At 47.3% G+C, this 15,445-nt stretch carries 15 protein-coding genes; 10 read left to right on the forward strand and 5 right to left on the reverse strand.

All coding sequences use genetic code 11. The features are described 5' to 3' along the window. The first annotated feature begins 25 nt into the window (after positions 1-25). The 3 genes from MKZ12_RS12860 to MKZ12_RS12870 all read left to right on the forward strand — a co-directional run bounded on the left by MKZ12_RS12860 (position 26) and on the right by MKZ12_RS12870 (position 1,535). A complete protein-coding gene (locus MKZ12_RS12860) occupies positions 26-877 on the forward strand; it encodes a chemotaxis protein (RefSeq protein ID WP_339260739.1) in 852 nt (283 codons plus the stop codon). Between the two features lie 99 nt (positions 878-976). Then, positions 977-1,255: a YkgJ family cysteine cluster protein gene (locus MKZ12_RS12865; RefSeq protein WP_339242037.1), complete on the forward strand. Its 279-nt coding sequence runs from the start codon at positions 977-979 to the stop codon at positions 1,253-1,255. A 76-nt stretch (positions 1,256-1,331) separates the two neighbouring features. Further along, positions 1,332-1,535 (forward strand): hypothetical protein, encoded by a 204-nt coding sequence (locus MKZ12_RS12870; RefSeq protein ID WP_339260740.1) that lies wholly within the window; start codon positions 1,332-1,334, stop codon positions 1,533-1,535. A gap of 139 nt (positions 1,536-1,674) precedes the next feature. Here MKZ12_RS12870 and MKZ12_RS12875 read toward each other — a convergent pair whose 3' ends face one another. Beyond that, the gene (locus tag MKZ12_RS12875) at positions 1,675-2,988 is read right to left on the reverse strand and encodes an MFS transporter (RefSeq protein WP_339260741.1); all 1,314 of its coding nucleotides are present in this window, start codon (positions 2,986-2,988) and stop codon (positions 1,675-1,677) included. A gap of 77 nt (positions 2,989-3,065) precedes the next feature. Continuing rightward, a complete protein-coding gene (locus MKZ12_RS12880; RefSeq protein WP_339260742.1) occupies positions 3,066-3,770 on the reverse strand; it encodes an O-methyltransferase in 705 nt (234 codons plus the stop codon). A gap of 137 nt (positions 3,771-3,907) precedes the next feature. On the opposite strand from MKZ12_RS12880, the gene MKZ12_RS12885 reads away from it, so the two are divergent. Continuing rightward, a complete protein-coding gene (locus tag MKZ12_RS12885) occupies positions 3,908-4,804 on the forward strand; it encodes a LysR family transcriptional regulator (protein ID WP_339260743.1) in 897 nt (298 codons plus the stop codon). Positions 4,805-4,865: 61 nt separating this feature from the next. On the opposite strand, the gene MKZ12_RS12890 is transcribed toward MKZ12_RS12885, so the two are convergent. Continuing rightward, positions 4,866-5,585 (reverse strand): YoaK family protein, encoded by a 720-nt coding sequence (locus MKZ12_RS12890; RefSeq protein ID WP_339260744.1) that lies wholly within the window; start codon positions 5,583-5,585, stop codon positions 4,866-4,868. An 85-nt stretch (positions 5,586-5,670) separates the two neighbouring features. Next, on the reverse strand, positions 5,671-6,549 hold the full coding sequence (locus tag MKZ12_RS12895; RefSeq protein ID WP_339260745.1) for a prolyl oligopeptidase family serine peptidase: 879 nt from the start codon (positions 6,547-6,549) through the stop codon (positions 5,671-5,673). A 256-nt stretch (positions 6,550-6,805) separates the two neighbouring features. Here MKZ12_RS12895 and MKZ12_RS12900 point away from each other — a divergent pair, with 256 nt between their 5' ends. Continuing rightward, positions 6,806-7,549, forward strand: a complete 744-nt coding sequence (locus MKZ12_RS12900) for a GTP pyrophosphokinase family protein (RefSeq protein ID WP_062834047.1) — start codon at positions 6,806-6,808, stop codon at positions 7,547-7,549. Between the two features lie 6 nt (positions 7,550-7,555). Further along, positions 7,556-8,791, forward strand: coding sequence for a multidrug effflux MFS transporter (locus tag MKZ12_RS12905; RefSeq protein ID WP_339242052.1), 1,236 nt, complete (start codon positions 7,556-7,558; stop codon positions 8,789-8,791). Between the two features lie 94 nt (positions 8,792-8,885). Here MKZ12_RS12905 and MKZ12_RS12910 read toward each other — a convergent pair whose 3' ends face one another. Then, positions 8,886-9,482 (reverse strand): hypothetical protein, encoded by a 597-nt coding sequence (locus tag MKZ12_RS12910; RefSeq protein WP_339260746.1) that lies wholly within the window; start codon positions 9,480-9,482, stop codon positions 8,886-8,888. Positions 9,483-9,749: 267 nt separating this feature from the next. Between MKZ12_RS12910 and MKZ12_RS12915 the strand changes: the two genes are divergently transcribed. The 4 genes from MKZ12_RS12915 to MKZ12_RS12930 all read left to right on the forward strand — a co-directional run bounded on the left by MKZ12_RS12915 (position 9,750) and on the right by MKZ12_RS12930 (position 15,257). Then, positions 9,750-10,742, forward strand: a complete 993-nt coding sequence (locus tag MKZ12_RS12915; protein WP_339260747.1) for an iron-hydroxamate ABC transporter substrate-binding protein — start codon at positions 9,750-9,752, stop codon at positions 10,740-10,742. 165 nt (positions 10,743-10,907) lie between these two features. After that, on the forward strand, positions 10,908-11,528 hold the full coding sequence (locus MKZ12_RS12920; protein ID WP_339260748.1) for a flavin reductase family protein: 621 nt from the start codon (positions 10,908-10,910) through the stop codon (positions 11,526-11,528). A 240-nt stretch (positions 11,529-11,768) separates the two neighbouring features. Continuing rightward, complete coding sequence (locus MKZ12_RS12925) at positions 11,769-12,923, forward strand: type III polyketide synthase (protein WP_339242059.1); 1,155 nt, start codon at positions 11,769-11,771, stop codon at positions 12,921-12,923. Between the two features lie 108 nt (positions 12,924-13,031). Beyond that, entirely contained in the window at positions 13,032-15,257 is a 2,226-nt protein-coding gene (locus tag MKZ12_RS12930; protein WP_339260749.1) for an MMPL family transporter, read from the forward strand. Positions 15,258-15,445: the final 188 nt, after the last annotated feature.

The following is a 15,445-nucleotide window of genomic DNA, read 5'->3' on the forward strand; positions in this document are numbered from 1 at the left end:
CTAGCGATCGATGAGGAGGAGAGCCATGACACGTATTGCGGTGATGGTCATTCATGGGCTGGGTATGCGGAAGGATGGGTACGCGGACAAGCTGATTACTTCTTTGCATAAGGAATTGGACAAGGTGATGGTCTTGCCTGGAGCCTCCAAACAGATGCTGGATATTGAGCCCGTATATTGGGCGGATGTATTTGAGGAGCGGGAAGAGATGTTGTTTCAACAGCTCGTCAGCTCTCCGGGATTGAATTACCAGACGCTGCGACGATTTGTCATCCATTACCTGGCTGACGCGGTTGCATATCAACCTGTGGAAAATCAAGGCCATAACTATGATGCCGTACATCGAACGTTGAATCAGGCGATGCATACCCTTGCACAGCGTAACGGACCAGAAGCTCCGCTCTGTGTAGTTGCCCATAGTTTGGGTGCCGTAATCGCGAGTAACTTCTTCTATGATCTGCAATATCCGTCCAGTCGTATTCCTGAGGTTGTGGATGTGAGCTCGGCGTTGGAGCGGGGGGATACGCTTACTAATTTTTACTCGTTTGGTACAACCCTGCCTTTATGGAGTTTGCGTTACCATGACTTTAGTTGCCCAATTCAGGTGCCCTCTGCCCAGGTGAATCAGTATTATGCCGGACTGGAAGGGGAGTGGGTGAACTTCTACGATCGGGATGATATTCTGGGTTATCCATTACGCCCCATTGATCCGGCTTATGAGAAAGCGGTCAAAGAAGACATTGAGGTGAACTCTGGCGGCGTAGCTATGAGTTGGAACCCGCTAAGTCATGGGGGGTATTTTTCCAATCGAAGCATGAATCGGAGAATCGCGCAGGGGCTTGCACGAACCTGGACCTGGATAAATCGTTCAATATAAGAGATTATTGCTTCATCCAATACTCATTGATATTGAAAACCGGTCTTTTTGAACATGTATTGTAAGTACTATAAGTATTGAAATTAGGAGGGAATACGTATGGAATGCAGGACAGGCTGTGCCGCATGTTGTATCGCGATTTCCATATCATCACCGATACCGGGCATGGCTCATGGCAAGCCGGCAGGTGTACGTTGTGTGCAGCTTACAGATGATAATCGCTGCGGAATTTTTGGCCAAAAAGAGCGACCTGCCGTATGCAGTGGATTGCAGGCTGAGGAAGAGATGTGCGGTAGCACCGATCAGGAAGCATTTGATATTCTAACCTGGTTGGAGCAAGAAACTGCACCGACCGTCATTGCACCGAAAGTCGTTTGAGTGGCTTGTTTTAATTAAATAGGATAATTATACTTAATATGGAAGAAGGTAGATCTGGAGAGGAGATGCGAATACAATGGGGCTTGTTAAACGTTTTGTATTGGTTGTTGTGAATATGATCGGAGAGTTATGGATGGGCTTTTACCGACGTAACTCGGATTATTATGACCATCAGACTTCAGGGTCCAAGAGCAAGATGGGGTATTATGCATTTATTATTGGGGCAACGGCAGTTACGGTAGGCATTGTGGGCTGGATGTACAATCGAATTTATTCATAAGTCGTTATTTTGCTTATGATCGAACATGCCTAATGTCGCTGAAGTGAAGTCTGTACAAATAAAAGAGAGTATCCGCAGGATGTGATATCAAGAGGGTACTCTCTTTGGCATGGGAACAATCAGGCTGTTATTGTCCAGTTCATGCTTCTCTTGCGAGAGAGGCAGCCGAAGGCTTGGGTTCTCTGAACATTACGTAGTACATCAATGATGAAATGACATATAAACTGCCTGTGATGCTGAATGTGATCGCGTAACCCCAGTACGTTCCGTATGTGGTGACCAGATGGGATTGAACAGGGCCCATGGTAGCCCATCCAATCATGAAAGCTGTCTGCATCAGTGAATTGGCGATCCCGCGGCGCTTGTCCGAGATGCGATCCACCAGGATGGCTGAATGAATGGGATTGGCTGCATTCATCAACGCTTGTCTGAATAAGAAACTCAGTGAAGCGATGAACAGCAGGTTGGTGAAACCTGTTAATAGAAGGAAGGGCAGCGACATAACCTGGAAAATGACTACGGCTCGTACACTCCCGACCCTTGCGGCCAGGGTAGGACCAATTAGCATGGATACTATCGTCATAATCTGACCAAGTGCGATCAGCAGACTCATGCCACTCAGAGATACCGAGAAGCGATTGGTGAAATACAGATTTAGGTATGGGACAACCAGTCCTGAACCTAATCCGATTAATAACTGGGTGACTACAAACTGACCAATCAGTCGGGAATCTTTTTTCTTGGTGACTGAATCATTTGTGCTTACGGTATTTGTCAAACGTTCTTTAAGATCTGCATTGGGTTGAAGATCAGATTGCGCCGAAGTGGTTGTCTGCGGGACGGCCTTGTCCTCGGTTACAAATAACAGTGGAATGAATGCAGCGAGTGTTGCTGCACCACCAACAAATAATACCGTCTGAAGTCCCGTCACTTTGGCGAGTCCTGCCGTATGTAACAAATCTGCGAATACACCGCCACCTAGGCTACCAAGCACCTGGGAAGCAAGCACAAGGGATGAATAATAACTGAACATCTTCAGCCGCTGGCTTTTCTTGACGTTTTCCGCTAGATAAGGAATGGCCAGTACTTGGAATACACCAGCGAAAAGGCCGGAAAATACCGCGAACCAGATCAGTCCTGTAGCTGAATAATCGAAGGAGCGTCCGATCAGGAAGATTCCGCTGAACAACGCCCCGGTAATGAGCAGCCGCTTGCGACTGAACAGATCACCACATAGACCGATAGGAACAAACATAATGGCTGTTGCGAGTGATTGAATACTTACGATCTGGCCGTTCATTGTATCATTATAACCCAGCCCCTGAATGTACAGATTGTACAAGACAGAGAACATGCCATTTCCGATCTGATACAGAATGCTTGCCAGGAAAAAAAGTTGAATATTGCGGGACCAGCCGCGAATTTCAGCATGAATCTGTTGTAAAACTCTCAAGTGGTTCCCTCCAGTCTGCCTGTGCAGTCATTCCAGTTTAACAGGAAAGGGGAATTTGCGGAAGAATTGACCACTGTTTATTTTGGTTCAGGGTTATCCAACACACGAGCAATGACGAAACCATCGTAACCTTTGCTTCCCACCGTTTGCAGTGCTGTAGCTTCAAGCCGGGGGTGATCCGCGATTAACTGCAGGAATGATCGAACGCCTTGAACTCTGGGGTCCGTGCTGTCCGTGCGGATCACTTCACCGTCTCTGACGATATTGTCACCAATAATAAGACTTCCCGGTCGAGTCAGTCGCAGGGCCCATCTCAGATAATCGGGATTACTCGGTTTGTCAGCATCGATGAAGATCATATCAAACGGTTCCCTGTATTCTTCCTGAACATCGGGAAGGGTGGTCAGGGCAGGACCAACTCTCAGATCAACTTTGTGCATAAGTCCTGCACGTGTGATATTGGTTCGCGCCAAGTCCGCATGGCGTGATTCCGATTCAAGGGAGACGATAACTCCGTGTTCCGGCAGCGCTCTTGCCATCCAGATGGTACTATAGCCCCCTAATGTGCCGATTTCAAGTACACGGGATGCGCCTTGGATTTGCAGCAGAAGCTGGAGTAACTTTCCTTGATTGGGTGTTACGTCATGAGCGGGCAGTCCAGCTTCGGCATTGGTTTGCAATGTTTGCTCCAGCAGGGAATCGGAGGGGATCAGCAGATCGTTCATGTAGTCATCGACTTGGGTCCAGGTATGCTGGAGATCGGTTGTATTTGTATTTTTCATCTTCAATGTTCCTTCCTTGGTTCTTGTATTGGATTTCATAATTCAACTATAGCTGGAGTAATTGTATAAATAAAATATATATTATGTATGTTAATATAAATTTAAGTTATGTATTTGGTATGGAAGAGGTGTAACACATGAATCTGCATGGATTACGATTATTTCATGCCATCGTGAGATATGGCGGGGTCACTCGTGCCGCAGAGGAACTGAATATTAGTCAGCCTGCTGTATCTTCCCAGGTGAAAAAGTTTGAACGTGAATTGGGAATTCAGCTTTTTGTTTCGGAGGGGAGAAGGCTGGTGCTTACAGATGCGGGGGTACAATTAACAGGTTATGCAGAACGTCTATTCTTGCTGGAGCAGGATGTCGAGAATTTTGTGCAGGATTTTCGGGAGGGTAAGAAAGGACTGATCCGTCTTACAGCAACCTATTTGCCTTCGAATTTTCTGTTGCCGGCCTGGATTGCGCGGTTCAAGCAAATGCACGAGGATGTGGAGATTGTTGTGAGCACAACCAACACCCGGATGGCATTTGACCAGTTACTTCGCTATGAGGCAGAGATTGCAGTGTATGGTGGGAGTGGTATTACACATGTGGGTGTCCAATGGGACGAATTGTTTGACGATGAGATGTGGTTTGTTGTGCACCCAGACCATCCGTATGCGGGCAAAGAAATTGAGCTGCAAGAGATGATGGCAGAACCGTTCATCATGCGCGAAGAAGGCAGTGCTACACGTGAGCGACTCGTGTCCCTATGCACAACCAATAACCTGGCCGCTCCCCGCATTGCGCTTCAGTTCAACGGGCTGAATGAAACGATCAGTGCGGTGAAGGCAGGTTATGGAGCCAACTTTATATCTTCTTTGGTTGTGAAGGAAGATGTGCGGCAAGGTAAGCTAGCACGTGTGTTCGTTCGAGGAGTACAGCTGAGAAATACGGTTGCCGTATGTACACGAGCAGGGGAAGTGTTGTCACCTGCTGCACAGCATCTGGTCAAGTTTATTCGGCAAGAAGCTGCATTGATGAAATGAATAGTGCGATTGGAAAATGTGTTCAAAGGAAACAATCTACCACAAGCGAATCCTTTTTCGACTATTGGTCTTCACTTTGTTGTGAAGTTCCCCATGCGTGTAATCGGGCGTACAGGGTTACACCGCCAATGATCAGGACGGGAATCCAGACTGCGATCATGGGCACACGGTGGAATAGCAGTGCGGCTGCAATGACACCGACCAAATAGATGACAACAGCACCTGCACGAAGGTAGGCGTCTGTAGACAGGGCTGTGACTAACGATCGAATATTAGCATGACGCAGTCTTTTAAGAATGATTACGGTGTCCTCAACCACAGCGGCCAGATTATTGGTTAGCACGGTTGTTGAGATGCCAGCAATTCCGATTCGACGTGCCGCAGTTGTTTGCATTCCCATGGCTACGGCCAGGATGACAATTAACAGGTAGGACAGTTGTTCTGAAAATGGGCTAATCATGGCGATTGCAAACAGAAGGAGCAATATGCTTTCAACTGTAAATACGGCGGTAACCTTAGTAGACCAGCCATTTTTGGTCTGCACAGGTCCAACCATATGTGCTGCAATGGCATTGCCCGCAATAAAACCAATGAGAGCAAGCAGTGACCGGAGCACAACAAATTCCTGAGCTCGGGCAATGGCAATACCCAATAAAACAATATTTCCTGTCATGTTGGCTGTCAGCACATGCCCCAGTCCCAGATATCCGATCAGATCCACCATTCCGGCAGACATACAGAGAAGCAGCATGGCGTATTTTTGGAGGGTACTTTGATTCATTCTATCCGTCCTTTCAAAAGAAACGTAGCCCATCCAGTATACAGCCATAACCCATGCTTCTTCAAAATGAAATTCATAGCGCTGGCTAAGGTGCAGCGAGCCAATCAAACATATTGTTTACCGCAGATTCATGTATTTTCTCGTGAAAATGATGATCCTGCCCGCCATAAGCGTGGAATGTGACGTTTGCACCTCGGCGCTTAAGCCAGTGATACATTCGGGTTCCATGGCTATAATTCACCTGTGTATCCGATGTACCATGCATGATCAGCACCGGACAAGATAGTTTGTTCGCTTTGGATAAGGGAGAACGGGCGAGGTACGCTTCCGGAGCTGCGCGGGGGGAACCACCTAATACCCGCTTCAATGTGCGCCTCAGATCGGTTCGCTCATGGTAAGTGCGTTCCACATCGGAAACACCGCTCCAAAGAACTAATTTATGTACTTTATCCGGTCCATCATTGTAGGCAGTTGCCGTATGTACAGCATTAATGGCCCCACGCGAGAACCCCATTAATGATATCCGTTTCGGGTCGACAAAAGGTAAACGCTGTATCAACCGATAAGCAGCATGCACATCTTCGGCATCTTTTCCGCCGTACTCGTCACGACCTTCACCACCTTCGTTGCCACGATAGGATGGGGCGAACACGATATAACCTTGTTGTACAAACTGCTCAAGCCAAACGGTATTTACCCCGCCATAGCTGCCAAGTCCGCCGCGACAATAGATCAGCGCTGGCCACTGTTCCTGTGGGTGTGCGATATCAGGTATGTTTGCAGCAGGGTAGTCGCTGGCGAGTGGTTGCAGATGTAGAGAATTAAGTGTGGAAGTGAAGTCCGGAAAGGCAGATGAGACAGAGCGGGGATAAGAAGATTCATATGTCGTAATATGAGGTAATGAACAACCTCGTGGCAAGAATAAATAAGCTTTAACCCGAAGTGTATCGGATGAATACGTCACTTGATAGAGCAGGGTGATTCACCTCTTTTATTAGTCATGAACGGCAAATGAACGGCCCTTTGACAGGGATGCTTCTATATGATGCTCGTTTAATAATTTCCCATACCTTCCAAGCTAAATCGCCATCCCGAAGGTGAGAAATTCGTTTATTGGCTTCAGATGATTTATAATGGTTCAGGAGACATGTGGATTGACCGCTTGTCCTCATATTCATAAAACTAACTTTAGTGTGCAGAAAGAAAGGAAGAAAGCCATGATGAATGCTCCACATCCAATCGATCAATTCAAGAAATTTAAATATGAAATTACGAGATTTATGATGATCTATAAATTTGCTCTGGATCAAATGGAGACCAAAATTGAAGTATTGAAGGAAGAATTCCAGTCTCTGCATGATTACAGTCCAATTGAGCATACAAAGTCCAGACTGAAATCTCCTGAGAGCATTATGAACAAGATGTTCCGCAAAAATCATGAGTTAACGTTTGAGAGCATCAAGCAAAATATCAAGGATATCGCCGGGGTACGGATTACATGTTCCTTTATCTCGGACATTTATCGCATTAAGGATATGCTGTGCAACCAGAGCGATCTGCGTGTACTGGAGGTCAAAGACTACATCGAGAATCCGAAGCCAAATGGCTACCAAAGCCTTCACCTCCTGGTGGAAGTGCCTGTGTACATGTCCAATGGCGAGGAACGAGCATGTGTGGAGATTCAGATTCGTACGATTGCGATGGATTTCTGGGCGAGTCTAGAGCATAAGATTTTTTATAAATATAATAAGGATGTTCCCGAGCATTTGACGAGAGAGCTAAAGAGTGCGGCAGACTCCGCCAATGCACTGGATCAACAGATGGAACGACTTCACCGGGAAATTCAGGAGATTAAGGACGCCGAGAACGAGCGGGATGAAGAAGAACTGCGCCGTATCATTATTAACAACCAACAGTTCACACTGCCGTCCAACTTGCTCAAACTGCTGGGTAGCGGGGAGTAGTACTCGATGAAAAGTACAATAGCTTCATTGAACACGAATCCCACATCCCGTGTACGGATGGCTTTAATTCTGGGGACGCTGTCGGCCTTCGGGCCGTTGTCCCTGGATATGTATTTACCCGCATTACCTACACTGGCTGATGAGTTCGGTTCATCGACCTCCTATGCTCAACTCAGTCTGACGGCGTGTATGATTGGACTTGCGGTGGGGCAGCTGCTTGCCGGACCTCTAAGTGATGTACGTGGTCGGCGAACACCGCTCATTGCAGGACTTATGCTCTATACTATAGCTTCCATACTCTGCTTGGTTAGCCCTACGATGGGCTCTTTTGTTGTGCTGCGGTTCATTCAGGGTGTAGCTGGAGCGGCTGGGATTGTCATCTCGCGCGCAATCGTCAGAGACGTATATTCAGGCCCGGAACTTACACGGTTCTTTTCCCTGTTAATGCTGATTAACGGCGTAGCCCCAATTGCTGCACCGATCATTGGTGGACAATTGTTGACATATACGTCGTGGCGTGGCGTATTTATTTTGCTTAGCCTCATCGGTATATTGACGCTGTTGGCTGTTATTTTCGGCCTTGGAGAGACATTGCCCTCCAACCGCAGATCAAGCGGGGGATTGAAACAGACGTTGATTACGTTTCGTCAAATCGCAGGCGATCGTCAGTTTATGGGTTATGCGTTGACCCAGGGTTTCGTAGCGGCTGGTATGTTTGCCTACATATCCGGTTCACCGTTTGTACTTCAGAAAATATATGGGGTATCCCCGCAAATGTTTAGTATCTGCTTTGCCATCAACGGGCTTGGCATTATTCTGGCCAGTCAGGTTGCCGGCAGACTTGCAGGTAAGGTATCTGAAACCCGCCTGTTAATCGCGGGGCTGCTAACCGCGGCCCTGGGAGGCACATCACTGCTCATCGCCATTCTGGCGGGAGGTAATCTAATCTCTGTACTGATTCCGTTATTTTTGGTGGTATCCAGTGTTGGACTGGTCAATACTGCGTCCTTCGCTCTGGCGATGGCCAATCAGGAGAAGTCGGCAGGAAGTGCGTCTGCGCTTATTGGTGTGATGACGTTCCTGTTCGGTGGCATTGTCGCTCCGCTAGTTGGTCTCGGAGGAGAAGGTACAGCTGTGCCAATGGGAATCGTTATCGCGTGTGCGGATCTCGGTGCCTTGCTGATTTATTTCCTAATGGTCAGTCGGGGCAGGAAGCGTCAGATGGATCAGACGTTGAGTTAACGATACGGATTCTTTGATTAAAAGAACGAACAAGAGCCTCACTTGGAAGAAATCATACTTCCAAATGAGGCTCTTGCTGTCGCTAAGGACAAGTTTAGCAGAGCGCAAACAAAATCTGTGTATTGGACAGTATGCCTGGCGTGAGGAATGGATAGAAGTACCCCACTACAAAACCGAACAGATTGATGGCAGGCCACATCAGGTACACATCATTGTATGTGAAGACAAGGGACCATCGGTTATAGCAAAAGTTGGGCAGTGCACGTTCTTCGTTTTCTCGCGGTGCCGCTGCACCCGTCTGTGCAAATTGTACAGCTTGAGTGAGACTTTGCGGCTGTTGCTGGAGGAAGAGTGGAAGCAGACCCGGGCTGCTTTTGATCAGGTTATACAGAAAAAGCATCTCTGCGGGAGGCTGACCTACCGGACGCGGATAGGCGCTAAGCAGCGTTGGCAGATTGCCTTGTGCCAGTTGCGCAGGTACGCCCGGTGCTGTACCCGGAATGCCTCCAGGAATATATGGACCTGGTCCTCCGCCTGGAATGAATGGAGGATAGGAGCCTTGACCTCCAGGGGTACCCGGATACGTCTGACCACCCGGTATGCCGCCACCGCCACCTCCTGGGAATAGTGGAGGCAATTGAAAGGAGCGGTCTTCTCCATAACTTAGATAAGGACTATATTCGTAATACATGTATAGAACATCCTTCCTGTCGTCGTATTCTGCATTCAGCATATGGCGGCATCCGCCTATACGTGAATGCCGCCAAGAAGATTTTATATGCTTCGCTCGGACATAATCGAATTGACAATTGAACTGATAACAATTATCATTGTCAATGGAATTGGACAAATGTACATACGGGTATTATATGTATCAATAATAATATCATTGTTTTTGAACGTAGATATCTGTCCCAATACAGCCAATAAGGTTTCCATATTGAAAGGGGATAATAAAGTGTTTAAGAGAAATAAAAAGATGATCACACTTTTGATTACGGTGATGGTTATGTCCATCTGGTTAGCAGCATGTGGAGCGAAGCCGGCAGAGAACGGAGCAGCAGGAGAGAACGATACAACAACCGAGACAGAGACGCAAACAGAAGCCGCTACAGAGCGAACCATGACAGATGCAATGGGACACGAAGTGAAAATCCCGGCGAATCCGGAGCGTATTATCGCATCTTATCTAGAAGACAATCTGGTAACACTAGGTGTTAAGCCAGCAGCACAGTGGTCAGTAGCAAACGGCATTCAGGAATATTTGCAAAAAGATCTGAACGGTATTCCAACGATTGCCTTCGATCTTCCTTTTGAAGCGGTAGCAAGTTTCAACCCGGATCTGATTATTATTGGTTCTGAAAGTGTGGTTGAAGGAGAAAAATACGAACAGTACAGTAAGATTGCACCTACTTATGTACTTGGCGATGAGATCAATAGCGACTGGCGTAAAACATTGCTGAAAATCGGTGAGATATTGAATAAGAGTGATGAAGCACAAAAAGCGCTGGATGATTACGAAGTTAAAGCTACAGAAATTAAGGAAAAGATCAACAACGTTACAGGTGGAACGAAATCGGCAGCGGCCATTTGGTTGGTTAGTGGCAAGTTCTTTATTGTAAGTGACAATGTATCAAGTGGAGAAGTAATGTATAAAGAACTTGGCCTTCAAGAGCCTGAAGTTGTAAAAGAAATCTCTGCCAATGCAACAGGTAACTGGTCTTCCATCTCTTTGGAGAAGCTGGCGGAAATGGATGTAGACTACTTGTTCTTTGTGAATAGTGATGAAGGTACTGGGGCGGAAGCACTGAAAGATCCAGTGTGGCAAAGCATTCCGGCTGTGAAAAATGGTAATTTGTTTGAATTCACCCGGTCCAGCAGCTGGTTGTATAGTGGAGTTCAAGCGAACCTTCAAATTATGGAAGACATTCAGAACAGCATTGTTAAATAACAAATAGTCGATATGAAAAAGCATATTCCTACTCTCTGGTGCAATGGGCCCAGGGAGTTTTTTGTTAATTCGGCATTTTACGTTATATAATAAATATGAGTGTGTTAACGTGTTTTGAAGTGAAATGGACACTTATTACACGAGCAGGGAAGGGGATATTTACATATGTATACATTGGATCCACGCGAAATAACGGGAAGAGACAACTATAAACTGATGAGTGGTTCGGTGGTACCACGTCCTATTGCTTTTGTGACAACACGTTCAGATGAGAATGATGTGATCAATGCAGCACCTTTCAGTTTTTTCAATGTGGTTAGCTCGGACCCACCGCTGTTATCCATATCCGTTGCGCGTAAAGACGGCATGATGAAAGATACTGCACGTAATGTACTTGCTCATAAAGAGTTGGTCGTGCATATATGTGATGAAGCAATCATAGCAGAAGTAAATGAGACAGCAGCTATCCTTGAACCTCATGAAAGTGAGCTTGAGCGGACGAAACTGACTACAGTACCAAGTACAAAGGTCACCGTGCCGGGAATAAAGGAAGCCCTTATTCGAATGGAGTGTGAGCTGTATCAGCACATTCCCATTACCAACGATGATGGCAAACCGATGAGTGATTTGCTACTGGTACGCATAGTACAGTATCATTTCAGCGAACAAGTCTATAATCCGGACAAGGGGTATATCCTGATGGATCATTTGAAACCAGTCAGCCGACTTGCGGGTAATGATTATGCCAAGCTCGGAGAGAGATTTACCATAATACGCCCTGAATAGGTATGAAAGATCTTATATGTAATTTGTGAAAGGGTTTAATTTTGTAGATAAAGGCGGACAACACATGCGAAACTCGCATAGGTTGTCCGCCTTTCGTTGTGATATGAACATAAACGGGACAGGGAGTGAATAGACTTGTACTATAACCTGCACATTTTTATATGAACCTATTTGATATATAGGTCGTTTAACAAGCCCACTTTTGATGAGAAAGAAAAGATTATATAGGGGGTTAAGCTGATGAACCAGCTTGAGGAAACTACAGGGGCAAGTATTATGGGAATAGGAACGGCTTGGCCAGTCCACCGTATTGAGCAAAAGGATGTGTCTGCCCGTCTCGCACAGGCGCTGGAACATGAGCCGGATGCGAGACGATGGGCGAAACGAATCTTTAATCAGTGCGGTGTGGAAACTCGTTATACGTGTGAACCGAATCTGCTTGAGCCTGTTGATTCTTGCCGATACTTACCTTTCACGAGTAGGGAGGAAGTTCCGACTACATCCGAGCGCATGGGCAAATACAAAGCTGCTGCTGTTCCCCTTGGTCTGGAGGCGGCCGTACAAGCGCTTCAGGATGCGGACGTATCCTCCTCGGAAATTACACATCTCATTACAGTAAGTTGCACGGGCCAATTCCTGCCCGGACTTGATGTTCGGCTGATCCAGCAGCTTGAACTGTCACCGCAGATTAACCGGATTCCGCTGGTGTTTCAAGGATGTGCAGCGGGTCTGAAGGCGATACAACTCGCGAATTCCATTGTAACGACCGATCAGAAGGCCATGGTTCTCATCGTGTGTGTGGAGCTGTGCACGCTTCATTTTCAGCCATCTTCCAAACGGGACGACCTGTATGCTGCATCGTTCTTCGGTGATGGTGCATCTGCCTGTGTTATTGGTGCGTCCGGAACAGACCGTAATGAATGTTTTCGACTAGGGCGTGGGTACTCAACGCTGCTCCCGGATTGTGCAGAAGAAATGATCTGGGAAGTGGGCAATACAGGCTTTGACCTCTATCTGTCACCACAGATTCCAAAGCTGCTTGGTCTGCATCTTGGGCCAGAGGTTGAGCGACTTCTCGAGGGGGGGAGTTTACCTGAAATATGGGCGATCCATCCGGGAGGCAGAGGCATCGTGGATGCCGTTCAGAAGCTGTATCAGTTGACAGATGAGCAGGTCTCATACAGTCGTAACATCCTGCGGGATTATGGCAACCTGTCGTCTGTGACAATTCTCTTTGTACTTCAAGCCATCCGCGAGGATTACAGACAAAAAGAAGATTACTCGAGTGGAATAGCGCTTGCCTTTGGACCCGGACTGACCGCAGAATTACTCCCTTTTACATACATTCCTGTGCCCATGGCGAACAGAACACCTGTGAAGCAAGGCATCCATTAGTTCGCGAATCCGAGTGAAGGAGACATGCACCGCAAGTGGCTGGATGTGCGTACGATCTTACCGATGAACGTAATCGAATGACTAATCTGATCGCAGAGGAGCTTAGGTATGGCTTATCGCAGACTTGCTGCCTTCATCAGCCGATATCCACGGTTCATTATTCTCTGCTGGGTATTTATCATCGGGATGTCAGCGGTCTGGGCGTGGAGGTTGCCTGACATTGTCCAGGATCACGGATTGAGACGGGTTCACGGGGATGCGCAAGCCGTAGAGCTTGTTCTGGAGGACGAATTCGCTTCTCCTGCGAATCCGGTTATTCTGGTTTTTGAGAAAAAGGATAATACCTCGCCGTTAGCGTTCCGACAGTGGATCAGGGAGCGTCTGACACAGGTTCAAGTGTTGCCTGCGGTAAGCTCTGTCACGTTCCCGCTGGATGCTGGCGAAAGGGTGACGCTGCAAAATCACAGGGCATATGCCCTTGTGAAGATGGATGTGCCCCCACATCAGATGGGTCCTCCAATTGAGCAGTTGCGCGCCTTGCTGGCAACAGACGGTCCAGGTACGGTCCAATTGACCGGCAAGACCGTCGTACAACAGGATGTGAATCATCTGAGTTTTCGTGACCTGGAACGGGCAGAGATGGTGGGGCTGCCGATTGCCCTAATCGTTCTGTGCTGCGCTTTCAGGGGGTTATATGCCGCATTGATTGCTGTCATGATGGGCATCAGTGCTGTGATTACAGCGATGGGAGCCACAACGCTCCTTGGTTATCATCTGGAATTGTCCAACTTTATCATTAACGTTATTCCCATGGTGGGCATGGCACTCAGTATAGATTTTGCCCTGATCATCCTGAGCAGGTACAGGGAAGAAGTTCAGCGGGCCTATAAAGATGAAGGTGCAGCTAATATTCCGGGAAGAAGCCTGGTTATGCAGAGCGAGATTCTTCAAAGAACATTACGTACAGCAGGCAGAGCAGTGTTGTTCTCGGCAGCTTGCGTACTCCTCGGGCTGCTGGGTCTGCTCTGGATCAGGCTGCCAATGTTTCTGAGTGTCTCCTTGGGGGCCGTCACTGTTCTGCTTCTATCACTATTGTTAAATCTTACACTGCTGCCAGCTCTACTGTCACTGTTCGCGGATCGCGTCTTCAGGCAAAATTCAATTCATTCGTTACCTAGAGGTTCAGTGTGGCACAGATGGTCAGCAATGGTCATGAAACGTCCAGTCAGCATGGCAATTGGAGGTACGATCGTGCTGCTCCTGTGTGTCTATCCAGTGACCCGGCTGGAACTGTCTGTCCCGGATGTCTCTTCACTGCCAGCCAGAATGGAGTCCCGCCAGGCAGCAGAGCTGTTGCAGCATGATTATGGGCAAAAGAATACCTCCACCATCGAGATCGTGATTGGTGCACAGCAGGAACGGTTAACTACCTCACACTGGCAGACGGCCCACAACAAAGCACGTCAATTACTTCAGGACTCGGACGTATTGAGCATTGTTTCACCATGGGGCCTATTACAGCCTAATCAGAATGGCTCACCAAACCTGTTTACAATTCCATCGTCGTCGCCTTCCATAGAAGGCAAGGAGTCAACAAGGACGGCATGGCTGCGTTCAACGGTCTCTGATTATTCCATACGATTGGTAGCCACCGTGCATGGGGAGCCTGGATCGGAGCAGGTCGCAGATTGGCTGAAACGGATGAGGAATAGCGATCATGCACTAGGTTCCAACAATGTAAAACTGCGTTATGGTGGGGAAGCTGCCAAGCAGGATGAAATCATGCAGGAAGTTACACATCAACTGCCTAAAGTGCTGGTATTTGTAGTCGTCACCAATTATCTTGTGTTACTGGCGGCATTCCGATCTCTACTCATTCCAATCAAAGCGATTGTGATGAATCTGCTCAGCTTAGCCGCTTCATTTGGCATTTTGGTATGGGTGTTTAATGAAGGACATCTGGGCATGGAGCAATCAGACATTGCCATTATGATCCCTGTATTCATTGCAGGATTGGTGTTTGGCATATCCATGGATTATGGGGTATTTATGTTAAGTCGTATTCAGGAGGTGTACAGACGAACAGGAGACAGTGATGGAGCTGTCCAACAAGGACTGGCTTCTACCGGTCGTCTGGTCACTTCCGCAGCGGCAATTCTACTTGCGGTGACTGTGCCGTTTGCTTTTGCTGAAGTTGCAGGTGTGAGGCAATTAGGGATTGGAATCACGGCAGCGGTATTGATTGACGTTACATTGATCCGCCTAATATTGGTACCTGCGTTGATGAGATTAATGGGCAGGTGGAACTGGTGGCTGCCAGGTCAGATCAAATGAAGGGTATTTCCGTAACCTGTCTTCAGGTTGGAGATATCCTTTTTGGCTAGAAATCGTATGATTCTATTCAAAACAGGCAAACATGTTCAATTCATGGGAGACATCAATGTTCTATAATGGATGGGATTCATTCCATATGACAGTCTTCTATCTACGTTATCTTTACGAAAAACAGGAGGGACACAGGC

Source organism: Paenibacillus sp. FSL R5-0713 (genome assembly GCF_037973325.1).
In the GTDB taxonomy this organism is placed as follows: Bacteria; Bacillota; Bacilli; order Paenibacillales; family Paenibacillaceae; genus Paenibacillus.